Raw genomic sequence first — 22,913 nt, 5'->3', positions numbered from 1 at the left:
GCGGCCCGCCCGTCCTGCGTGCAGCCGCCGCCGATCGTGGCGGCCGGGCCTCCGCCTTCGGGCGGGCCGGGGGGCGGGGCGCGGGGTTCGGGCACCGCGCCTCCCCGGGCGGGGGGGCGGAGTGGCACGCGGCCCTCAGCCTCCCGCCCCCAGGTCAGCTCGAAGTCGGTGGCCAGGCCGACAGGATGGTCGGTGATTGCACGCAGAACGGTCGAGCCGCTGTGGACGGGGCCGGGGTGGTCCGGGAAGAGGCGGCCGCGGATGCTGCTGCCGATGCCGTCGGCGGCGATCACCAGGTCGGCGTACAGAGGGGTGTCCCCGCAGTCGACCCGAACCGTGTCGGGGGCGGTCTGTTCGACCGAGGCCGCCTGGACGCCGGTCAGCAGCGCCTCTGCGGGCAGGGCGGCGCGCAGCAGGCGGTGCAGGGCGGAACGGGGAATGCCCACGATGGGCGCGCCGACCGCCTTCTCCAGGGCCGACCCGTTTATCCGGGACAGCCAGCGGCCCCCGGGGGTGCGGGTGCCGCCGGTGTACTGGCCGCGGGAGGCGGCCCGTACTGCCTGGCCGACGCCGATCTCGTCCAGAGCGCGCAGGCCGTTGGCGGCGAGGGAGATGCCGGCGCCGGCGTCCTCGAGGATGGCCGTGCGTTCGACGACGGTGACGTCCCATCCGATGCGGCGCAGGCCGATCGCGGCGGCGAGCCCGCCGATGCCTCCTCCGACCACCACTGCCGTGCCGCCCACGTCGCACCCTCCCGTCCTTCTACATCTGTAGAAGAGGAGCCTATCGGAGCATCTACAGGTGTAGAAAGGAAGTATGGCTTCCACGGTTTCGGACCGGCGCACGGTTCTTGCGGACTCGGCCGTCGACGTGCTCGCCGAGGAGGGGATCCGCGGCCTGACACACCGGGCCGTCGACCGCAGGGCCGGAATGCCGCCCGGGACGACATCGGCGTACTTCCGAACCCGGGCGGCCCTGCTCACGGCGCTCGTCACGCGCCTGGTCCGGCTCGACCAGGCGGAACTGCAGGCCACGGCCGAGGGACTTCCGCCGCTGCGCACCGTCGAGGACTTGGTGGGCGGCATGGCGCTGCTCGCCCGGCTGCGGCTCAGCGGTGAGGGCCGCCGCCGCTCGCTCGCGCGGTACGCCTGCGCCGTCGAGAGCGTGCGCGATCCGGAGCTGCGCGAGATTCTCACGCCGCGCGACAACGCCGGCCGCGAGGCCGTCCGGCAGTTCCTCGCCGCGCAGGGCGTCGGGGACGTCGAAGACCGCACGCACACGCTGCTGACCTGCCTCGACGGGCTCGTCTTCGACGCGCTGGTCAACGGCGGTGACGTGCGGCGCGAGGCCCTGGAGGGCCTGGTCGCCGCCGCGCTGCGTTAGAGCGCGGCGCCGGCCGGCCCGCTCCGGCGCCGCCACAGGCTGACGCTCCACACGTCTCCGTGTCCCGCGTGAGCGCCCCTCTCCTCCTCGGCGTCGTCCACGACGAGCACGGAGACGCCGGACGCCTCCGCCCGGTACTCACGGAATCCGCCCTGGTCGGTGAGGGTGAGCGCCGGGGCCTGCGGGATGCGGGAGAGGGCCGCCCGTACGTCGGCCCAGGCGGTGTACCGGGTGAACGCGACCCCCGTACCGGCGGCCCACCGCGCCGCCTGCCCGGGGGCGCCGGCGAGGCGGTGGAGCTCGAAGGAACCGCCGGACGCCACCCACTCGTCCCCCGGGTTGAAGTACACCTCCACGAAGCCGTAGTCGCGGCGCAGCGAGGCGCCGTCCTCGCCGACGACGTCGACGCGGCGGTGCGGCAGGGCCCGGTCCACCTCGGCGAGGGTGGAGCCGATGCCGATGCCGTGCAGGCGGCCGGTCGCGATGAGGGAGGCCAGGAACGCGGTGCCGGTCACGGCCGGTCCTGCCGTCTTTCGGGGGAACGCGCCCCTGGTCACTGCTGCTCCCCCTCCGGCCGATCCGCCTCGCGGCCGCTGCTGGGCGGCGTCGCCCGACGATCCGGGCCGGCTCCCTTCACCTCGCGGAACCCGAGTGCCTCCATCGCGGCGGCGGAGATGCGCAGCAGCTGTTCGCGGTCCGGAGGGGGTACGGAGAACCCGTTGCCGGCGGCGAAGGAGACGAACGCCGCCGGGAGTTCCAGGTTGTAGGCGTCCACGTACCGGGCCAGGTCGACGCGCCACACGAAGCGGCCGTCGGACAGCAGCGAGGACCCGCCGGGCACCGAGAACCGCCCCTCGAGGGCGTCCCGCGTCGTCTCCGTGACGTCGAGAACCGGATGGCCCGACCCCAGGTACCCCGCGACCTCCGCCTTCGGGTACGCGGCCCCGCTCCTCACGTGGTCCCGCAGGGAGCTGCGGAAGACGTCCCGCGGCGCGGACTGCATCTCGCGGTGGAAGCCGATCAGTTCCACACCGGCCGCCCTTCGGCCGGGCTCCTGCGGGTCAGGAGAAGACGCCGATCAGGAGTTGGACGGTGAACACGGCGACCAGGCAGAAGCCGACGGCGGCGAGGAGCCATTGGGCTGCGCCGCGGGGGCTGTCGAAGCGGGTGAAGTAGCCGCCGAGGCCGGCGAGGCCGAGGAGGGCGCCGCCCCAGAAGATCGGGCCCTCGTGCCATTTCGCCAGTACGGCTGTGGCCGCCAGCAGGAGGGCCAGTGCGATCAGCCGGCCGCGTGTGGTGACAGTGTGCGTTCCATCCCCCGAGTGAGTCATGGTCGAATCCTAGTCGTGCAGGTCAACGTGGTTCCCGTGCCCGTGGTCCGCTGTTCCGCCTGCGTGCTGTTCCCCCGCCGGAGGCATGGGCGGGGTGTCCGGGCGGGTGGCCGCGCGCTGGGCGCCGAGGAGGTAGCCCGCCTGGAAGCGGCTCTTCACGCCGAGCCGGTCCATGATCTCGGCGATGTGGCGGCGGCAGGTGCGGACGGACATGCCCATGCGGGTGGCGATGGACTGGTCGGTCAGGCCCTCGCTCAGGAGCAGGGTGATGCGCTGCTTCAGCTGCTCGGAGATGTCCGCCACGTCCCGGTTGTTCCACTCCAGCGGGAACGGTGTGGCGCTGACCCACCACAGCTCGAAGGTGCTCAGGATGAAGTGGACCAGGTTCGGCTCGCGGACGATGATCGCGGCGCCCGGGTCGTCCTCCACTCCGATGACGGCGACTTTGCGGTCGAACACGAGCAACCGGACGAACCGGTCGTCGAGGGTCCGCACCTCGGCCCCGCGCTGGGAGACCCGCTCCACGTACTCGCGCGTGCCCTGGCTGAAACGGGCCGTGTGCTGGTAGAGGGTGCGCATGCTGACGCCCCGCTCCAGCATCGCCTCGTCCCGGGCGATGGCCTCCTGGAGCACCTCGGCCCTGCGCCCGCCGCCGGGCTGGGAGGTGAGCACCTCCGTCTCGCACCCGGCGGCGAGTTCGGCGATGGCCGCCCTCGTGGCGCTCAGCGCCGCGATGAACTCCACGCCTTCGCGGCCGCCTGCGGGGGCGGGCCGCTCCTCGTAGATGCGGCCGTACTCCTGCAACTGTCCGCGGAGAGTCTCGACGGCCGCGCGCTGCGCGCGGATGGCGCGCTCCATGGGGGCGATCACGCGGTCGGCGGCGGATTCGGGTTCCACGGCGACGTACGCGGAGGGCCGGCCGGTGTCTTCGCGCAGGAGGCCCAGGGTGGTCAGTTCCGTGCAGGCCCGCTCGGCTTCGGCCGGGGGGATGCCGAGGTCGGCCGCGACGTCGTCCGAGGTGACGGAGGGCCGGCGCAGTGCGTGGCGGTAGGCGGCGCGCATGACGTCGGAGGGGTGTCCGGCGTCATGTGCGTCCGTTTGGTGTGGGTTCACGTAGATACATCCAGTGCTCATCATGCGGACATGCACGTTGATGATCCACCACTGGCAAAGATTCGGCCGAGATCGTTTGGAAGAGTGGTGGGCGTGCCAGGGGGCGCAGGGGGATTCCGGTGAGGTTTCCCCCCACGAACTGCTGTTAAGGAACGCAATGAGGCACTTCACCGCCGTTGTCCGGAACACCTGCGTGCTCGCCGCTGCCGCCGTCCTGATGGGCGCCGCCGGTGCGACGGCCGCCGGCCTCGTCCAGCCGGCCGCCGCGCAGGCGGCCGACGGCGTCTCCGACACCGGCTGGGGTGCCCCGCGCACCAAGGACCTGGCAGCACGCATCGACACCGGCTGGGGTGCCCCGGGCACCAGGAACCTGGCAGCACGCATCGACACCGGCTGGGGAGCGCCCGGGCGCGACGCCTGAGGCGGCGCCCGCCCGACGGGCCCCAGGAAGAGATCAGGAGCAACCATGAGCAACCCCTTCGAGGACGCCGACGGCACCTACCTCGTGCTGGTCAACTCCGAGAACCAGCACTCGCTGTGGCCGTCGTTCGTCACGGTGCCCGAGGGCTGGACCGCGGTCTTCGGGGAGGGCCGGCGCGAGGAGTGCCTGGCCTACATCGAGCAGAACTGGACCGACATGCGGCCCACCAGCCTCGTCGAGGCCATGGAGGGCCCGGCGGGTCGCTGACCGCGCTCCGCCGGATGCCGCCGCCGGCCCGCCGTACCCGGCTGCGGTGATCCGCCCGTCCGGCCCCTCCCCGGGGTCCGGCCGGGCGGGCCGCCGCAGGCCCCGCGCCGGTCCGGCCCCCTCCGCACGGTGAGCCGTGCAGCGGGCAGCGCCCGCACCGCCCACCGACCACCGCTCGCCCGCCCGCCTGCCGGGCGCAGAGCGGCGACCACCCTTGCCCGGGAGCCCTGCGGGGACCCGGAAGCGGGGGGAGGCCCCCTTCGCCTGCCCCTCGATCGTCCTTTTTCCGCGCGTTCGCGCCGTGTGCCTATCTCGTCGGGGGAACACCCTTGTCTTCTCACGCTGCCCTCCAGCTTCCGCAGGACCCACAGGAGCGGGTCGAACCGCAGGAATCGCCGCAGAACACCGCGGCCTGGCTGTCGCGGGTGTTCGCGGACACCCTGGGTCTGCCGGAGTTCGCGCCCGAGGCCGACTTCTTCGACCACGGCGGGGACTCCATCCTCGCGGCCCGGGCCGTGATGCGGATCCGTACGGGCGTGACCGGCGAGGTTCCGCTGGCCTGGCTGTTCGAGCAGCGCAGCCCCGCCCGGCTCGCGGCCGTCCTGCACGCCGGCGTCCGGGTGCACGGCGAGGCGGAAGCCGGACGATCCGGAGCCGTCACCGCGGCCGCCGGGGCCTCCGAGGCCGTACGGGGTGCCGCGCGGCCGCTGTCGCACGCCCAGGAGCGCCTGTGGCTGCTGCACCAGCTCGACCCGCAGTCCCCCGCCTACAACGAGCCGATGCTGTACCGGATCCACGGGGACCTCGACATCGCGGCGCTGCGGGCGGCGCTGCACCACCTGGCCTCCCGCCACGACGTGCTGCGCAGCTCGATGGCGCAGGCGGACGACCGTCCGGTGCAGCGGGCCGCGGAGTCGGCGGCCGTGGACCTGGCCGTCACCGACCTGCGGGACACCGAGGGCGGCGCGGAGGGCGCGGCCCGCGAGCGGATCCTCGCCGACGTGGCCACTCCCTTCGACCTGGCGGCCGGTCCGCTCTTCCGGGCGTCGCTGCTGCGCACCGCGGACCGTGAGGCGTACCTGCTGCTCACCTTCCACCACATCGTCACCGACGGCTGGTCCACCGGGGTGATCCTGGCGGACCTGGGCGCCGGATACGCGGCGGCCCGCGCGGGCCTGCCCGCCGCGGGCGAGCCCCTGGCCGTGCAGTACGCGGACTTCGCCGCCTGGCAGCGCGACTGGCTCGACGGCGGGACCGGCGAGCGCCAGCTGGCGTTCTGGGAGCGGGAGCTCGCGGGCGCCCCGGAGCTGACGGCGTTCCCCACCGACCGGCCGCGGCCGGCCGTGCACTCCTACGACGGCGGCCATGTGCGGTTCACGGTCTCCCCCGAGCTGGGCGGCCGTGTGGCGGAGGCGAGCCGGGACCACGGGGTGAGCGTCTACGTGACGATGCTCTCCGCGTTCCTGCTGACGCTGCACAAGTACACCGGCCAGCAGGACCTGGTGATCGGCACCCCGGTCGCCGGACGCCACCACCCGGGCCTCGACGGGCTCGTCGGCTTCTTCGTCAACACGGTGCCGTTCCGGGCCCGCCACCGCGCCGGGGACACCTTCCGCGAGTACGTCCGCGCCGTCGGCCGGACCTGCCTGGAGGTGCTGGACCACCAGGACGTGCCGTTCGAGCAGATCGTGCAGCGGCTCGGCCTGCAGGGCGTCAGCAGCCACTCCCCGCTCGTGCAGACCGTCTTCGCGTACCAGGACGACGAGGCGCAGGACCTGCCCCTGGAGGGGCTGCGGACCGAGGCGGTGCCGGTGGACGGCGCCACCTCGCGCTTCGACACGACCCTGTTCGTGACGCGGCGGCCCGGCGGGTCCTTCGACTGCGACCTGGAGTTCAGCACCGACCTGTACGACCGGGCGACCGCCGAGCGGCTGGTGGAGCACTTCCTCGGGCTGCTCGGGCAGGTCCTGGACGCACCGGACGGCGGCCTCGCCTCGTTCCGGCTGTGCACGCCGGCCGAGCTGGCGCAGTTGGACGCCTGGAACGCGACAGCCGCACCGTTCCCGGCCGACCGCTGCCTGCACGCGCTGGTCGAGGACCAGGCCGACGCCACTCCGGACGCCGAGGCCGTGGTCTTCGGGGACGAGCGGCTGACGTACGCCGAACTGGACGGGCGCGCCAACCGGCTGGCCCGCCACCTCATCGGTCTGGGCGTCCGCCCGGACGACGTCGTGGGCCTGTGCATGGACCGCTCCCCCGAGCTGGTGGTGGGCCTGCTGGCGATCCTCAAGGCGGGCGCCGGCTACCTGCCGCTCGACCCGGAGGCCCCGCGCAACCGGCTGACGCAGATCTCGGCCGACGCGCGGGCGGAGGTCTGCCTCACTCTCGGCCGCCAGGCAGGCTCCGCGCCCGAGGTGGCGCACGTCGTGCGGGTCGACGCCGACCGGGCGGGGTTCGCGGCCCTTCCGGGCGACCGGCCCGAGGTGGCCGTGCACCCGCGGAACCTGGTGTCCGTCTACTACACCTCCGGCTCGACCGGCGCCCCGAAGGGCGTGGCCAGCACCCACGAGGGCTGGGTCAACCGCATGGTGTGGATGCAGAAGCAGCACGCCCTGCGGCCCGGCGAGACGGTGCTCCACAAGACGACGCTGACCTTCGACGACTCGGCGCTGGAGCTGTTCTGGCCGCTCATGTACGGCGGTCGGATCGCGCTGATCGAGCCGGGTCTGCACCGCGACCCGCAGGCGGTGCTGGAGGCGGCCAAGCGCTACCGGACGGTGCTGCTGCAGACCGTGCCCAGCATGCTGAACCTGCTGATGGAGGCCGTCACCCCCGAGGACCGGATCGCTCTCGGGGCGCTGCGCAACACGGTGTCCAGCGGTGAGGCGCTCACCCCGGCGGCGGTGCGCCGGTTCGCCGAGACGATGCCGGGCGCGCTGCACAACACGTGGGGGGCGACGGAGGTGTCCATCGACTCCACCATCCGCACCTGCGGGGCGGCGGACGCGGAGGACACCGGCGCGGTGAGCGTCGGGGCGCCGTTCGACAACAACACGGTGCACGTGCTGGACGCCGCTTTCAACGAGCTGCCCGTCGGCGTCACCGGAGACCTCTACATCGGCGGCCTCGGCCTGGCCCGCGGCTACCTGAACGACCCGGCGAAGACGGCGCAGGCGTTCGTCGCGAGCCCCTTCGGCGCCGGGGAGCGGCTGTACCGCACGGGTGACCAGGGGTACCTGCGGGCGGACGGCTCGATCAAGTTCGTCGGCCGCAACGACCACCAGATCAAGATCCGCGGCATGCGGGTGGAGCTGGGCGAGATCGAGTCGGTGCTCCGCGACCACGAGCTGGTCCGGGACGCCGTCGTCGTGGCCTCGCGCGGGGCGTCCGGCTACCGGCTGGCGGCCTACGTCACGCCGCTCGACCCTGCCGCGGCGCCCGAACAGGACGCGCTGCGCCGGCACATGGCGGCCTGGCTGCCCGAGCACATGCGGCCGCCGTTCCTGCTGGTGATGGAACGGCTGCCGCTCAACGCCAACGGCAAGATCGACCGGCACCGGCTGCCCGACCCGGTGCAGGCGGCCGGCGGCGCCGCGGGCGGGCGGGCGCCGCTGGAGGGGCCCGTGCAGCGGGCCGTCGCCGAGATCTGGTGCGAGGTGCTGGAGCTCGACGCGGTGGGCCCGGACGACAACTTCTTCGAGCTGGGCGGCCACTCGCTGATCGCCTCCAAGGTGACCGGCCGGCTCCGTTCCCGTTTCGGGCTGGAGCTGCCGCTGCGAACGGTGTTCGCCGCGCCGGGCCTGCGGGACTTCGCCGACGAGGTGGACCAGCACCTCCGGTCGCGGATCAGCGGGATGAGCGTGGACGAGATGCAGGCACTGCTGGCGCTGCTGCGCTGAGCCGTACGGCGACGACAACGACGAGAGCGGACGGGGGCCGGCGGCCCCCGGGCCGCCCGCACCAAGGGATGGGGACTTCGTGAACACCGGACTGCCCGGCGCAGCCGAAGAGGGACTCGCAGAGGAGATCTACGAGTTCCGCGCCTCTCGGGCGCAGCACCGCATGTACTTCCTGCAGCAGCTCGCGGGCGACGCGCCCACGTACCACATGCCGCTCTTCCACCGGCTGCGGGGCGCCGTGGACGGCGGGGCGCTGCGCGAGGCGGCGCGCGTGCTGGTCGAGCGGCACGAGGCGCTGCGGACCCGGTTCGCGGTCCAGGACGGCGAGCTGCTCCAGCTCGTCGCCCGGGAGGCCGCCTTCGAGTGGGCGGAGACGGACGTGGCGGCCGCGGCCGCCCGGTTCGGGCGCGCACCGCAGGACACCGACGGTGTCGTCCGGGAGTGGGTGCGGGCGGAGGAGGCGAGGCCGTTCGACCTCGCGCGGGGCCCGCTCTTCCGGGTCGCGCTGCTGCGCGTGGCGGCGGAGGAGTCGGTGCTGCTGGTGGGGATGCACCACATCGTCTCCGACGGCTGGTCGTGCGAGATCCTCTTCCGCGAGCTGGCCGAGGTGTACGAGGCGCTGGTGTCCGGTGCGGGCGCCGCGCTGCCGGAGGTGGAGTTCCAGTACGCGGACTACTCCTGCTGGCAGGAGGAGTGGCTCGACAGCCCGGCCGCCGCGCGGCAGCGCGCGTACTGGGAGCAGCGGCTGGCCGGCGACCTGCCGGTCATGCGGCTGCCGGTGACCCGGCCGCGCGGTGCTGCGGCGGCCGAGCGGCGCGGGGCGTCGCTGGCCTTCCCGCTGCCCGCGGCGGCCGAGCGGCTGCGGGAGCTGTGCGGTGGTGCGGACGCGACGTTCTTCCACGGGCTGCTGGCGGTCTTCGACCTGCTGCTGAACCGCTACACGGGGCTCGACGACATCCTGGTGGGCACGCCGATCGCGAACCGGCAGCGGGCCGAGTTCGCGTCCGCGGTGGGACTGTTCGTCAACACGACGGTGCTGCGGACCGACCTGTCGGGGGACCCGACGTTCCGGGAGCTGCTGCTGCGGGTCCGCGACGGCGTCCTGGAGGCGCAGGAGCACCAGGACATGCCGTTCGAGGAGCTCGTCCGGATGAAGAATCCGGACCGGGACGCCGAGTCGTCGCCCGTCTTCCAGGTGATGTTCGGCATGAACGAGGTCGGCGACCAGGTGTTGCGCTTCGCCGGGATCGAGGGCGAGCCGCTGGTGACGGACTCCGGCACGGCCAAGTTCGACCTGTCCCTGGACGTGGCGGACACCGCGGACGGTGCGACGGGGGTCTTCGAGTACCGCGGCGACCTGTTCGAGGCGTCCGTCGTGGACGGCCTGGCCCGCCACTACGCGCGGCTGGTCGAGGCCGTCGTCGCGGAGCCGGACGTCCCGGTGTCGGCGCTGCGGATGCTGTCCGAGGAGGAGTGCGCCGTGCTGGCGCCCGCGCCCGCCGCGTCCGCGGCGCCGGCGCCGGCCTCCGGGCTGCGGCCGGTGCACGAGCTGTTCGCCGAGTGGGCCGCCCGCACGCCGGACGCCGTGGCACTGGTCGACGGCGGGCTGCGCCTCGGCTACGGAGACCTGGACCGGCGGGCCAACCGGCTCGCGCACCGCCTGCGCGGGCTCGGCGTGGGCCCCGGTGTGATGGTCGGGCTGAGCATGGAGCGGTGCGCGGACCTGGTGGTGGCGCTGCTCGCCGTGCTGAAGGCGGGCGGGGCGTACGTGCCGCTGGACCCGGCGTACCCGGTGGACCGGCTCCGCCTCATGGTCGAGGACTCCGGGCTGCGGACGATCGTGACCGGCGGGGCGGTGCCGCGCTGGTGGGCCGATCCGGCCGGGGAGGGCGCTGCCTTCGACGAGACGGTGGTCGACGTGACCGCCGACCGGGAACTGCTGGAGGCGTACCCGGACACGCCGGTCGCCGCCGGTGCGGGCCCGGACGACCTCGCGTACGTCATCTACACCTCCGGTTCGACCGGCCGCCCCAAGGGCGTGCTGATCCCGCACCGCAACATCAGCCGCCTGTTCACCTCCACCGACCACTGGTTCGGCTTCGGCCCCGGCGACGTGTGGACCCTGTTCCACTCCTACGCGTTCGACTTCTCCGTGTGGGAGCTGTGGGGCGCCCTCGCGTACGGCGGCCGGCTGGTCGTCGTCCCGTACGAGACGAGCCGGGAGCCCGCGGCCTTCCTGCGGCTGCTGCGCGAGCAGCGGGTCACCGTGCTCAACCAGACGCCGTCGGCGTTCCACCAGCTGATGCGGGCCGACGAGGCCGCCGGCGGCGACCCGTCGGAACTGGCCCTGCGCTACGTCGTCTTCGGCGGCGAGGCCCTGGAGCCGGCGTCGCTGCGCGGCTGGTTCGAGCGGCACGGGGACGCCTGCCCGCAGCTGGTGAACATGTACGGCATCACCGAGACGACCGTGCACGTCACGCACCGCCCGATCACCCTGAAGGACCTGGAGGCAGGCAGCGGCAGCGTCATCGGCGAGCCGATCCCCGACCTGCACCTGTACGTCCTGGACCCGCAGGGCCGGCCCGTGCCCGCGGGTGTGCTGGGCGAGCTGTACGTGGGCGGCGCGGGACTGGCGGACGGGTACCTGAACCGGCCGGAGCTGACCGCGGAGCGGTTTGTCCGGCACCCGTTCTCGGCCGATCCGGGCGAGCGGCTCTACCGCACCGGCGACCTGGCGCGCCGGCTGCCCGACGGTGACCTGGAGTACTGCGGCCGCACCGACGCGCAGATCCAGCTGCGCGGCTTCCGGATCGAGCTGGGCGAGATCGAGGCGGCTCTGGTCGGCCACGAGCTGGTCCACGAGTCGGTGGTGCTGGTGCACACCGACGCCGAGGGGCACGCCCGGCTCGCCGCCTACGTCACCCCGCGGACCGGGGCGGACCCCCGGGCGCTGGACGGCGAGGAGCTGCGGGCGCACGCCGGCCGGCGGCTGCCCGTCCACATGGTGCCGGCGTCGTTCACGGTGCTGCCGGAGTTCCCGCTCACCGCGAACGGCAAGGTGGACCGCAAGCGGCTGCCCGCGCCGCAGGCCGCCCGGACCGGCTCGGGCCGCGCCTACGCGGCTCCGTCCACGCCCGCCGAGGAGGCGCTGGCGCAGGTGTGGGCCCGCGTGCTGGACGTGGAGCGGGTGGGTGTCGACGACAACTACTTCGCGCTGGGCGGCGACTCCATCCGCAGCATCCGGCTGCTGGCCCTGGCGGGCGAGGCCGGTCTGCGGATCGGGTTCCAGGACCTGATGGCCCACCAGACGATCCGTGCGCTGGCGGCGGCCACCGCCGCGGGCGGCGCGGACGGCACGGGAGGCGCCGCCGCGCCGGCCGCGCACCCGCCGTTCTCGCTGCTGGACCCGGCCGACCGGGCGCAGCTGCCGGACGGCCTGGACGACGCGTACCCGATGACCCGGCTCCAGCAGGGCATGCTGTTCCACGGCGATCTGGCGGGGGCGGGCGGCGAGTACCACAACGTCTCGACGTACCGGATCAAGGCCGGCTACAGCGAGGACGCCTGGCGGGAGGCGGTGGCGGGGCTGCTGGCCCGGCACGAGATCCTGCGCACGTCCTTCGACGTGAGCGGCTTCCGGGAGCCGCTCCAGCTGGTCCACGCGGACGTCGCCCCGCCGGTCGCCTTCGAGGACCTGAGCGGTCTGACGCCCGACGCGGCGGATGCCGCGGCGGAGCGCCGCTGGGAGCTGGAGAACGCCGGGCGCTTCGACTGGCGCACGGCCCCGCTGATCCGCTTCCACGTGCAGCGGCGGCCCGACGACACCGTGCAGCTGTACATCACCGAGCACCACGCGATCCTGGACGGCTGGAGCGAGCGCTCCCTGTACGCCGAGCTGCTGCTGCGCTACGGCCGCGCGCTGTCCGGCGCGCAGGCGCCGTCCGCGGCTCCGCTGCGGTCGCGTTTCTCCTCGTACGTGGCGCTGGAGCGGGCGGCGGTGGAGGACGAGGACAGCCGCCGGTTCTGGGCCGGGCAGTTGGAGGGCGCCACCCTCACCCGCCTGCCCCGGGGCGCCGTGGCCGCCGGGCGGCCGCAGGACGAGGCGGCCGCGGTCATGGAGTTCACCGAGCGGGCGCTGCCCGATGCGGTGCTGGAGGGGCTGACCGCGCTCGCCCGGGAGCTGGGCGTGCCGCTGCGGACGGTGCTCCTCGCGGCGCACCTGCGGGTGATGGGCCTGCTGACCGGCACGGACGACCCGGTGACGGGGGCCGTGTACAACGGGCGGGGCGAGGAGGCGGACGGCGATCTGGCGCTGGGCGTCTTCCTGAACACGCTGCCGGTGCGCGGCCGGCTGGCGGGCGGCAGCTGGTCGGACCTGGTGCGCGGGACTGCGGCGCTGGACCTGGAGATCCTGCGGCACCGCCGCTACCCGCTGGCGGAGATCATCCGGTGCACGGGTGTGTCCGAGCCGTTCGAGTCCTTCTTCAACTACACCCACTTCCACGTCGAGCGGCAGCTGGACGGGCAGTCGGAGGTGGAGGTCCTCGACGCGCGGGGCGTCGCGCACACCAACTTCCCCTTCGGCGCGGAGTTCTACCGGGACGCGGTGCACGGGGGGCTCGGCCTGGGGCTGCGCTGGGACGCGGCCCGGTTCGACGCCGCGCAGATCGAGCTGTTCCACGGCCACTACGCCGCCGCGCTCACCGCCATGGCCACCGACCCGGAGGGCCGGTACGAGACCGCCGACCTGCTGTCCGCGCAGGAGCACCGGCTGTTCGCGGAGTGGAACGGCACGGCCCGGCACTACGACCGGACGCACGTGCTGCACGCGCTGGTCGAGGAGCAGGCCCGGCGCACCCCCGACGCCCCGGCCGTCCGGTTCGGCGGCCGCTCGCTGACGTACCGCGAGCTGGACGAGCGGGCGGAGCGGCTGGCGGGCCTGCTGCGGGCGCGCGGCGCCCGGCCGGGCGGGTTCGTGGCGGTGCTGCTGGAGCGCTCGCCGGAGCTGCCGGTCTGCCTGCTCGCGGTGCTGAAGTCGGGTGCCGCGTACGTCCCGCTCGACCCTGACCACCCGGAGCAGCGGCTGCGCGGGATCCTGGCGGATGCCGGCATCCCCTTGGTGCTCACGCTTCCGCGGTGGGAGGCGAAGGTCTCCGGGCCGGGCACGGTCGTGGTGCACCCGGACGCCGCGGAGGCCGGGGCCGCCTTCGCGGAGGCCGGCGCGGGCGGGGAGGCCTCCGGGGCCGCCGGGCCCGGGGACGCCGCGTACATGATCTTCACCTCGGGGTCGACGGGGACGCCGAAGGGCGTCGTCGTCTCCCACCGGGCCATCGTGAACCGGCTGCTGTGGGTGCAGGATGAGTACGGCCTGCGGCCCGGCGAGCCGGTGCTGCAGAAGACGCCGGCGACCTTCGACGTCTCCGTGTGGGAGTTCTTCTGGCCGCTGCTGACCGGTGCCGTCATGGTGCTGGCGGCTCCGGGCGGGCACCGCGACCCGGCGTACCTGGCGGAGCTGATCGGCGCCGAGCGGATCACGACGGTGCACTTCGTGCCGTCGATGCTGCAGGCGTTCGTCGAGGAGCCGTCCGCCGCGGCGTGCACGAGCCTGACGCGCGTGGTGTGCAGCGGCGAGGCCCTCCCCCACGACCTCCAGCAGCGCTTCCTGTCCCGCTTCACCGCGGAGCTGCACAACCTCTACGGGCCCACCGAGGCCGCCGTGGACGTCACGTACTGGCGGTGCGCGGACGACGGCAGCGGCGTGGTCCCCATCGGGCGGCCGGTCGCCAACACCGGGCTGTACGTGCTGGACCGGCACGGCATGCCGGTGCCGCGCGGGGTGACGGGCGAGCTGTACCTGGGCGGCGTCCAGCTGGCCGAGGGCTACCACCGGCGGCCGGACCTGACCGACCGGGCCTTCGTCCGGCACACCGACCGCGCCGGGGTGGTGCGCAGGCTCTACCGGACCGGGGACCTCGTACGGCACCTGCCGGACGGAGCGCTGGAGTACCGGGGCCGCACCGACGCGCAGATCAAGCTCCGCGGGTTCCGGATCGAGCTCGGGGAGATCGAGGCGGTCCTGTCGGGCCACCCGGACGTCGCCGAGTGCGCGGTGCTGCTGCGCGGGGACCGGCTCGCGGCCTATGTGGTCATGCGGGCGGGCGCCGCGGGCACGGCCGATCCGGCGGTGCTCTCGGCGTACGCCGCGGACGCGCTGCCCGCGTACATGGTGCCGTCGTCGTGGACGGAGATGGCCGTGATGCCGCTGACGGGCAGCGGCAAGCTGGACCGCAAGGCCCTGCCGGCGCCGGCCGAGGGGGCGCTCGCCCGCTCCGCCGCGGCCGTCGGCCCGCGCGACGGCCGGGAGGCGCGGCTGCTGGAACTCTGGAGCGACCTGCTCGGCGCGGACGGCCTGGGTGTCGAGGACGACTTCTTCGCGGCGGGCGGCCATTCGCTGCTGGCGCTGCGGCTCGTCTCCCGCATCAACGCGGCGTTCGGACTGCGGCTGGGCGTCTCGGCGGTGCTGGCGCACCCGACGGTGGCCCGGCAGGCGGAGCTGGTCCGCGGCGGCGGCGAAGCCGCCCGGCCCGGAGCGGCGGTGCCCCTGCGGGCCGCCGGCACCCGGAACCCGCTCTTCCTGGTGCACCCCGCGGGCGGCAGCGTGCTGTGCTACCGCGAGCTGGCGGCGGCCCTGGGCGCGGACCAGCCCGTGTACGGGCTCGCCGCGGCGGGGCTCGACGCCGGGGCCACGCCCGCGCAGACCGTCGAGGAGATGGCCGAGGCCTACCTGCGCGCCGTCCGGGAGGTCCGGCCCGCGGGCCCGTACCGCCTGGCCGGCTGGTCGTTCGGCGGGCTCGTCGCGCACGAGATGGCGGTCCGGCTGGCCGCCGCCGGCGAGCGGGTGGAACTGCTCGCGCTGGTGGACAGCGGCCACCCCGACGGCAGCCGCGTGCCGGGCACGGAGGCGGAGGTGCTCCTGCACTTCCTGGAGGACCTGCTGGCCTCCTCCGGGGGCGCGGAGGTGCCGCCGGAGACGGCCGCCGCGCTGGCCTCGGCGGTCGCGGGCGGCGGGGCCGGCGAGGGCCTGCGGCTGATCCGCGAAGAACTGCGCCGGGCGGACCCCGGCGGGGCACCGCAACCGGACGACCTGGCCCGCCACCACGCGGTGTTCCGGGCGAACCTGCGGGCCGCGGCCGCGTACCGGCCCCCCGTCTTCCCCGGAGCGGTGCGCCTCTACCGCAGCACCGACGGCATCCGGGCCGGCTTCACCGAGGCGTGGGGGCGGACGGCCGGATCCGGCCTGACGGTACGCGACCTCGACACCGACCACTACGGGATCGTGCGCGGCGCGCACGCCCAGGAGATAGCGAGAGACATGTACGACAACACCCAGGAAGGGCCCCGACCGTGACCGACAGGAGAACCACCCTGTGGCGGCACACCGACTTCCGCAACCTGTGGCTCGGGCTGACCGCGTCCCTGTTCGGCTCCAAGGTCACCGCCGTGGCGCTTCCGCTGATCGCCGCCGTCTCCCTGGAGGCCACGCCGTTCGAGATGGGCGTCCTGGTGGCGGCGGAGGGCCTGCCGTACCTGTTCATCAGCCTGTTCGCCGGGGTGTGGCTGGACCGCAGTGCGAAGCGGCCCATCCTCATCCTCACCGACCTGGTGCGGGCGGCGCTGCTGCTGCTCCTGCCCGTCGGCTGGGCGGGCGGCTTCCTGTCCTTCCCGCTGCTGCTCGCGGTGTCGCTGGCCGTCGGCGCCTGCACGGTGGTCTCGGACATCGGCAGCGCCTCGTACCTGCCGCTGCTGATCGACCGCAAGGACCTCGTCGAGGGCAACAGCAAGCTGGAGCTGAGCAGCTCGGCGTCCGACATCGCGGGCAACGCGATGGGCGGCGGCCTGCTCCAGATGATCTCCGCTCCCTTCGCGGTGATCGTCAACTCGGTCACGTACCTGGTCTCCGCCGTCTTCACGGCGCTGATCCGGCACCGTGAGGCCAAGCCCGCGCCGGTCGCCCCCGAGGCGGACGGCGGGCCGGTGGTGAAGCCGAACATGTGGCGGGAGATCGCCGAGGGCGCGCAGCCGGTGCTGCGGAACCCGGTGGTGCGGACCCTGGTGACCGCCACCCTCGTCTTCAACCTCTTCACGCTGGTGATCGAGCCGGTGTTCCTGATCTTCGTCACGCGCACGCTGGGCGTGGAGCCCTTCTACATCGGCCTGATCTTCGCCTCGGCCGGGGCCGGCGCCCTGGTCGGCGCCCTGGTCGCCGAGCGGGCGAGCCGGCTGCTGGGCCTCGGGCGGGCGATGGTCGTCTCGCTGGGCATCGCGGGTCTCGCGGCCCTGCTGATCCCGCTGGCCACGCAGCTGCCGAAGACGGAGGCCTCGCTGCTCATCGTGGTCATGCACTTCGTCGACTCGGCCATGATCATCATCTACAACGTCAACCAGCGCAGCCTGCGGTCCGCGGTCACCCCGGACCACCTCCAGGGCCGGATGAACGCCACCATCCGGATGGCCGTGATGGGCGTGACCCCGGTCGGCGCCCTGGCCGGCGGCTTCCTCGGCGGTGCCATCGGCACCCAGCAGACCCTGGTGCTCGGCGCGATCGGCGTCCTGCTCTCCGGTGTCGTGATCCTTCTGTCCGGTGTCCGGTCGGTGCGGGAGATCCCCGACGCCGAACCCGTAGCGGTGTGAGGCGGTACAGCATGAACAACACACTCTCGGGCCGCATATCCAGCGGCCCCAGCGCCCTCCTGCGGGACGAGCTGCTCGACCCGCAGTTCGCCTACGAGGCCGAGCACCTGCTCCCGTACTACGTGCAGATCGAGCGGACCCTCGTCGCCGAGTACGCGCGGATGCGGCTGATCTCCCCCGAGCAGGCGCACGAGCTGGACGAGCTGCTCCGCAGCGCCACCCGCGAGGTCATCACGGGACAGCAGCAGGCGAACATGTCCGACATCGCGTTCGCGCTGGAGCGCCACGTGGAGAGCGGCCTGTCCGCGCCGGTGCCGGCCTGGCACCTGGACCGCAGCCGCAACGACCTCCAGGCCTGCGCCCAGCTGATGTTCGCCCGCAACCGGCTGATCGGGGCGGCGCGCTCCCTGCTGGACTTCCAGGCGGCCGCGCGGGAGCTGGCCGCGGCGACGGTGGACCTGCCGATGCCCGGCTACACCCACCACCAGGCCGCCCAGATCATCACGCCGGGCTTCTACCTGGCGGCGGTCTCCGAGCACGTGCAGCACACGCTGCGCCGGCTGCTGGCCACGTACGACGGCATCGACGCCTGCCCGCTGGGCGCGGGCGCCATGTCCGGCCAGGAGCTGCCCTGGGACCGGGACCGGATGGCCTCGCTGCTCGGGTTCCGGCGGGCGCAGCCGAACGCGCTGATGTCGGTGGCCTCCCGCGGCTGGGCCCTGGAGATCACCGCCGAGTTCGGGGTGCTGGGCGTGGCGCTGAGCCGGTTCGCCACGGACCTGCTCGCCTGGGGCAGCAGCGAGTACGGGTTCATCGACCTGCCCGACGAGCTGTCCGGCATCTCCTCGGCGATGCCGCAGAAGAAGAACTTCCCGATCCTGGAGCGCATCCGGGGCCGCAGCTCGCACCTGTCGTCCTTCCACATCGACGTGACGCTGGGGCAGCGCAACACGCCGTACTCCAACACCGTCGAGGTGTCCAAGGAGGCGGGGGCGCACGTCTACCAGGCGTTCGAGGCGCTGCGCAGCACCACGCGGCTGTTCACGGAGGTGCTGCGGCACCTGTCCTTCCGGACCGACCGGATGGCCGAGGTGTGCGAGCGGGAGTTCCTGGGCGGCTTCGCCCTGGCCAACTCGCTGACGCTGCGCGAGGAGGTGCCTTGGCGGCGTGCGCAGGTGATCGCCGGCCGGTACATCGTGGCGGCGGTCGCGGCGGGCCGGAAGCCGGCCGAGGGCGACCCGGAGCTGCTGCGCCGGGCCGCACTGGAGGAGGGCCACGAACTGGCCGACCCGGCGGCCACGCTGGGCGACGCCTTCGACGTCGGCCAGGCCCTGCGCCGGATGCGGTCCAGCGGGTCGGCGCACCCGGACGCGGTGCGGACGGCGCTCGGGGCGCAGCAGGAGGAGCACGAGCGGCTCGTACAGGAGTGGGCGGAGAGGGCGGCGGCGACCGCCCGTACGACGGGGGAGGACGGCAATGGAAGCGCACGCGAGCCCCATGGCGGCTGAGATCGACATCTGCGGCACCGGTACGGCGTTCGGCACGTTCGGCGAGCTGCTCCAGGGTGTCCTGCCGGAGGGAGACCGGCATTTCATGGTGACGTTCCCGGTCGCGGGGTGGAGCCGGGCGGTCTTCCGCCACTCCCCCGGCCGGGAGGGGTTCACCGTCTGGCCGCCGCACAAGCGCAAGGCGGTGCGGATCGCCGAGCTGGCGCTGGCCGCGGCCGGGCGGACCGGCGGCGGTTCGCTGGAGCTGAGCAGCGAGCTGCCCGAGGGCAAGGGCATGGCGAGCTCGTCGGCGGACCTGGTGGCCACGGTCCGCGCGGTGGGTGCGGCGGTGGGCACGGCGTTCGGGGCGGCGGAGATCGAGTCCTTCATGCGGGAGATCGAGCCGACGGACGGGGTGATGTACGACCAGATCGTCGCCTACCACCACCGCGAGGCCGAACTCCGCGAGGGGCTGGGCATGCTGCCGCCGATGGTGATCGTCGGGTACGACGAGGGCGGCCAGGTCGACACCATCGCGCACAACCGGCAGTCGCGCCGGGTCGGCGAGGCCGAGAAGGCGGAGTACGCCCTCCTGCTGGACGAGCTGTGCGCGGCCGTCCGCGCCGGCGACCTGGCGGCGGTGGGCCGGGTCGCCACCCGCAGCGCGGAGCTCAACGCGGCCGCCCGGTCGCGCGGGAGCCTGCCCGAACTCCGGCGGATCTGTGCGGAGACGGGCGGGCTCGGGGTGGCCTGCGCCCACAGCGGCACGGTGCTCGGCATCCTCTACGCCGCCGACGACCCGGAGCTGGCCGTCAAGGTCGGGTCCGCGCTGGCGGCGTGCGCCGGCCTGCCGGGGACGACGGCGGTGCACCGGTCGCTGGGCCGCGGAGACGTCTGGAGCGCCAGCTCCATGGAAGTGACGGTGCGGGAGACCACCGTGCCGGCTCGCGGGGCGAGCACCGAATCTGCCTGGGGGGCATGAACATGATCTTCGAATCGATGAACGACGCGGTCGGAAACACGCCGCTGGTCCGGCTGGACGTGCCGGCCTCCGAGGGCACGCGGGTGTACGCCAAGCTCGAACTCGCCAACGCCTTCGGAATGAAGGACCGGGTGGCCCGGAACATCGTCACCGAGGCCCGCCGGCTGGGAGTGCTGCGGCCCGGCGCGCCGATCGTGGAGAGCTCCTCGGGCACCATGGCGCTCGGCGTCGCCCTGGTCGGGCGCTCGCTCGGGCACCCGGTGCACATCGTCACCGACCCGCGGACCGATCCGACGACCCTGGCGAAGCTGCGCGCCCTGGGCTGCGAGGTCCACGTCGTCGCCGCCATGGCGGACGGCGGCTGGCAGGGGGCGCGGCTCGACCGGCTGGCCGAGCTGATGCGCGAACTGCCGGGCGCCTTCTGGCCGCAGCAGTACAGCAACCCCGACAACCCCGGCGCCTACCGGGTGCTCGCCGCGGAACTGCTGGCCGACCTCGGCCCGCTCGACACCCTGGTCGGCGCGGTCGGCAGCGGCGGCTCGCTGTGCGGCACCGGCCGTGCCCTGCGGCGCAGCCTGCCCGGACTGCGGGTGGTCGGGGTGGACTCGGTCGGCAGCACGCTGTTCGACCAGCCGGACGTGCCCGGCCGGCTGCAGAGCGGACTGGGCAACAGCCTCCACCCGAACAACCTGGACCGCACCGCGATCGACGAGATCCACTGGCTGAACGACCGCGAGGCGTTCGCCGCCACCCGCGAACTGGCCCGGGAGCAGCAGATCTTCGCCGGCAACACCTCCGGCTCCGTCTACCGGGTGCTGCGCCACCTGGCCCTGACGGCCGAGCCGGGCAGCCGGATCGTCGGCATCTTCCCCGACCGCGGCGACCGCTACACCGAGACCGTCTACAGCGACGGGCACTGGGCGGCGCACCGGCTGGAGGAGCTCGCCTGCGCCGACGTCCCGGCCCCCGTGGAGTACGGCACCCCCGTCCGCTCCTGGTCCTCCGCCGACCTCGGCGGCCGGCCCGCCGGCCCCCGCCACCTGCTGTTCGTCGAGGCGAACACCAGCGGCACCGGCGTCCAGGCGCTGAGCACCGCGGCCGGGCTGGGCCTGACCGCCGTCCTGCTGACGAGCAATCCGGACCGGTACGCGGGTGCCGCGGAGACCGGCTGCCGGATCGTGGTGTGCGACACCAACGACGCCTCCGCCCTGCGCCGCACCATCCAGGAGCGGTTCCGGCGGGAGGAGATCGCCGGGATCACCACGACCAGCGACTTCTACGTGCCCGCCGTCGCGGGGCTGGCCGAGTGGCTGAGCCTTCCCGGCAACGACGAGGCGGCGGCGAACCGCTGCCGCAACAAGGCCGAGCTGCGGCGCACGCTGGAGGCTGCGGGCGTCCCCCAGCCCCGCTTCGCGGTGGTGACGGACGCCGCCCTCGCCGAGGAGGCCGTCGCCTCCGTGGGCCTGCCCTGTGTCGTCAAGCCCGCCGACGACTCGGGCTCCAACGACGTGCTGCTGTGCTCCACGGCCGCCGAGGCCGCCGTGCACGCCGCCCGCATCCTGGCCGTCGAGACCAATGTCCGCGGCCTGCCCACGGCCCGCACCGTGCTCGTCGAGGAGTACCTCGACGCCCCCGAGTACAGCGTCGAGATGTTCGGCGACGGCGGTGACGCCGTCTGCGTCGGCGTCACCGCCAAGCACCTCACCGGCATCCCGTACTTCGTCGAGTCGGGGCACGACTTCCCGGCGCCGCTCCAGGAGGCGGAGCGGGCCGCGCTGGTGGACGCCGTCACCCGGGCGCTCAAGGCGACCGGCATGCGCTCCGGGCCGACGCACACCGAGGTCAAGCTGACCGCGCAGGGCCCGGCCGTCATCGAGATCAACCCGCGGCTCGCCGGCGGCATGATCCCCGAACTGATCAGGCTGGCCACCGGATCGGACCTGCTGGAGCAGCAGATCCGGGCCGCCGCCGGACTCCCGGTGGACCTCGCCGCCCGCCGCTCCGGGCACGCCGGCATCCGGTTCCTGCTCGCCGACCGGCCCGGCACGCTCGCGTCCGTCGACGGCACCGGCGAGGCGCTGGCGGCCGAGGGCGTCGAGCGGGTGACCGTCACCGCGGCCGCGGGGCGGCCCGTACGCCCGCCGCAGAACGCGTACGACCGGCTCGGCCACGTCATCGTCCGCGGCGACGACGCCGCGCAGGTCGCGGCCGCCCTCGCCGCGGCCCGGCAGCACATCACCGTCCGGCTCGACGCCGACGCGTCCGCGAAGTAGGGGAAGAACACCCATGACCATGATCGAACTGCGCAGCGACACCTTCACCCTGCCCACCCCGGCGATGATGCGCGCGATGAACGACGCCCCGCTGGGCGACGACGTCTACGGCGAGGACCCGACCGTCCGCCTGCTGGAGGAGCGCTCCGCCGACCTGCTCGGCAAGCAGGCCGCCTGCCTGATGCCGAGCGGCACCATGGCCAACCTGGCCTCCATCCTGGTGCACGCGCCCCGCGGCTCGAAGATGCTGGTCGGCGCCGAGAGCGACATCTACATCTACGAGGCCGCCGGCGCGACCGTTTGCGGCGGCGTGATGTACGAGCGCATCCCCAACCAGCCCGACGGCCGGCTCCTGCTGTCCGACCTGCGCGCCGGATTCCCCGACGACCCCGAGGACGAGCAGTTCGCGCTGCCCTCCCTGATCTGCCTGGAGAACACCCAGAACCGCTGCGGCGGCGTCGTGCTCCCGCAGAGCTACATGAAGGAGGTCTGGGAGTTCGCCCACGAGAACGACGTCGCCCTGCACCTGGACGGCGCCCGGCTGTTCAACGCCGCCGTCGCCCTCGGGATCCCGGCCGCGGAGATCACCCAGTACGCCGACTCGGTGCAGTTCTGCCTCTCCAAGGGCCTCGGCGCGCCGATCGGCTCGATGGTGGCCGGCAGCGAGGACTTCATCACCGAGGTCCGCCGCGCCCGCAAGATGCTCGGCGGCGGCATGCGGCAGGCCGGCATCATCGCGGCCGCCGGACTGGTCGCCCTGGACGACCTGGACCGGCTGGAGGAGGACCACGCCCATGCCCGCCGGCTGGCCGAGGGCCTGGCGGAGATCGACGGGATCGAGACCGACCCCGCCGCCGTGCAGACCAACATCGTGATGTTCCGGGTCACCGACCCCCGCTTCACCTGGCAGACGTTCGTCGAGGCCGCGGGCTACCGCGGGCTGTCCCTGGCCGAGCTGGGGCACGGCAGGCTGCGGGCCGTGACGCACAACGGCGTGTCCGCGGCGGACATCGACAAGGCCGTCTCCATCGTCCGCGACGTACTGACCGAGGACCGGACCCGCTGA

At 73.9% G+C, this 22,913-nt stretch carries 15 protein-coding genes; 10 read left to right on the top strand and 5 right to left on the bottom strand.

Features of this window, described 5'->3' with window-relative positions; translation table 11 throughout:
• Window positions 1–743: FAD-dependent monooxygenase (locus EF903_RS05080; RefSeq protein ID WP_185902519.1), on the bottom strand; the 743-nt coding region annotated here is incomplete at its 3' end.
• Window positions 744–816: 73 nt separating this feature from the next.
• Between EF903_RS05080 and EF903_RS05075 the strand changes: the two genes are divergently transcribed.
• Window positions 817–1,383 carry a TetR/AcrR family transcriptional regulator gene (locus EF903_RS05075; RefSeq protein WP_125541375.1) on the top strand — a complete coding sequence of 189 codons (567 nt, stop codon included), beginning with the start codon at window positions 817–819 and terminating at the stop codon, window positions 1,381–1,383.
• Here EF903_RS05075 and EF903_RS05070 read toward each other — a convergent pair.
• Genes EF903_RS05070 through EF903_RS05055 form a run of 4 tightly spaced genes read right to left on the bottom strand, consistent with a single transcriptional unit; the run spans window position 1,380 to window position 3,827 of the window.
• Window positions 1,380–1,898 carry a hypothetical protein gene (locus EF903_RS05070; protein ID WP_125541374.1) on the bottom strand — a complete coding sequence of 173 codons (519 nt, stop codon included), beginning with the start codon at window positions 1,896–1,898 and terminating at the stop codon, window positions 1,380–1,382. The genes EF903_RS05075 and EF903_RS05070 overlap by 4 nt on opposite strands.
• A 38-nt stretch (window positions 1,899–1,936) precedes the next feature.
• A complete protein-coding gene (locus EF903_RS05065) occupies window positions 1,937–2,413 on the bottom strand; it encodes a hypothetical protein (protein WP_125541373.1) in 477 nt (158 codons plus the stop codon).
• A 31-nt stretch (window positions 2,414–2,444) separates the two neighbouring features.
• Window positions 2,445–2,714, bottom strand: coding sequence for a hypothetical protein (locus EF903_RS33825; protein WP_185902518.1), 270 nt, complete (start codon window positions 2,712–2,714; stop codon window positions 2,445–2,447).
• 9 nt (window positions 2,715–2,723) lie between these two features.
• The gene (locus EF903_RS05055) at window positions 2,724–3,827 is read right to left on the bottom strand and encodes a LuxR family transcriptional regulator (RefSeq protein WP_260614825.1); all 1,104 of its coding nucleotides are present in this window, start codon (window positions 3,825–3,827) and stop codon (window positions 2,724–2,726) included.
• A gap of 157 nt (window positions 3,828–3,984) precedes the next feature.
• Here EF903_RS05055 and EF903_RS05050 point away from each other — a divergent pair, with 157 nt between their 5' ends.
• The 9 genes from EF903_RS05050 to EF903_RS05010 all read left to right on the top strand — a co-directional run bounded on the left by EF903_RS05050 (window position 3,985) and on the right by EF903_RS05010 (window position 22,913).
• Window positions 3,985–4,248, top strand: coding sequence for a hypothetical protein (locus EF903_RS05050; protein ID WP_125541371.1), 264 nt, complete (start codon window positions 3,985–3,987; stop codon window positions 4,246–4,248).
• 45 nt (window positions 4,249–4,293) lie between these two features.
• Entirely contained in the window at window positions 4,294–4,515 is a 222-nt protein-coding gene (locus EF903_RS05045; protein WP_125541370.1) for an MbtH family protein, read from the top strand.
• 329 nt (window positions 4,516–4,844) lie between these two features.
• Window positions 4,845–8,414, top strand: a complete 3,570-nt coding sequence (locus EF903_RS05040; protein WP_125541369.1) for a non-ribosomal peptide synthetase — start codon at window positions 4,845–4,847, stop codon at window positions 8,412–8,414.
• A 79-nt stretch (window positions 8,415–8,493) separates the two neighbouring features.
• Complete coding sequence (locus tag EF903_RS05035) at window positions 8,494–15,822, top strand: non-ribosomal peptide synthetase (RefSeq protein ID WP_125541368.1); 7,329 nt, start codon at window positions 8,494–8,496, stop codon at window positions 15,820–15,822.
• Window positions 15,819–17,105, top strand: a complete 1,287-nt coding sequence (locus EF903_RS05030) for an MFS transporter (protein WP_125541367.1) — start codon at window positions 15,819–15,821, stop codon at window positions 17,103–17,105. Before EF903_RS05035 ends, EF903_RS05030 begins: the two co-directional genes overlap by 4 nt.
• Window positions 17,106–17,116: 11 nt before the next feature.
• Window positions 17,117–18,613, top strand: a complete 1,497-nt coding sequence (locus tag EF903_RS05025; protein WP_125541366.1) for an argininosuccinate lyase — start codon at window positions 17,117–17,119, stop codon at window positions 18,611–18,613.
• Window positions 18,603–19,574 (top strand): kinase, encoded by a 972-nt coding sequence (locus tag EF903_RS05020; RefSeq protein WP_221888712.1) that lies wholly within the window; start codon window positions 18,603–18,605, stop codon window positions 19,572–19,574. Before EF903_RS05025 ends, EF903_RS05020 begins: the two co-directional genes overlap by 11 nt.
• Entirely contained in the window at window positions 19,571–21,847 is a 2,277-nt protein-coding gene (locus EF903_RS05015) for a pyridoxal-phosphate dependent enzyme (protein WP_260614823.1), read from the top strand. The genes EF903_RS05020 and EF903_RS05015 overlap by 4 nt, the downstream gene beginning before the upstream one ends.
• A gap of 13 nt (window positions 21,848–21,860) precedes the next feature.
• Window positions 21,861–22,913: a GntG family PLP-dependent aldolase gene (locus EF903_RS05010; protein ID WP_260614822.1), complete on the top strand. Its 1,053-nt coding sequence runs from the start codon at window positions 21,861–21,863 to the stop codon at window positions 22,911–22,913.

Origin of the sequence: Streptomyces sp. WAC05292 (assembly GCF_003949955.1) — a bacterium.
GTDB classification, from domain to species: domain Bacteria; phylum Actinomycetota; class Actinomycetes; order Streptomycetales; family Streptomycetaceae; genus Streptomyces; species Streptomyces globosus.
This window is presented reverse-complemented; position numbering and strand designations above follow the sequence as displayed.

Coding starts and splice junctions, on each gene's coding strand:
- EF903_RS05010 (WP_260614822.1), top strand. CDS start 21,861: ATGACCATGATCGAACTGCGCAGCGACACCTTCACCCTGCCCACCCCG.
- EF903_RS05050 (WP_125541371.1), top strand. CDS start 3,985: ATGAGGCACTTCACCGCCGTTGTCCGGAACACCTGCGTGCTCGCCGCT.
- EF903_RS05075 (WP_125541375.1), top strand. CDS start 817: ATGGCTTCCACGGTTTCGGACCGGCGCACGGTTCTTGCGGACTCGGCC.
- EF903_RS05045 (WP_125541370.1), top strand. CDS start 4,294: ATGAGCAACCCCTTCGAGGACGCCGACGGCACCTACCTCGTGCTGGTC.
- EF903_RS05015 (WP_260614823.1), top strand. CDS start 19,571: ATGAACATGATCTTCGAATCGATGAACGACGCGGTCGGAAACACGCCG.
- EF903_RS05025 (WP_125541366.1), top strand. CDS start 17,117: ATGAACAACACACTCTCGGGCCGCATATCCAGCGGCCCCAGCGCCCTC.
- EF903_RS33825 (WP_185902518.1), bottom strand. CDS start 2,714: ATGACTCACTCGGGGGATGGAACGCACACTGTCACCACACGCGGCCGG.
- EF903_RS05020 (WP_221888712.1), top strand. CDS start 18,603: ATGGCGGCTGAGATCGACATCTGCGGCACCGGTACGGCGTTCGGCACG.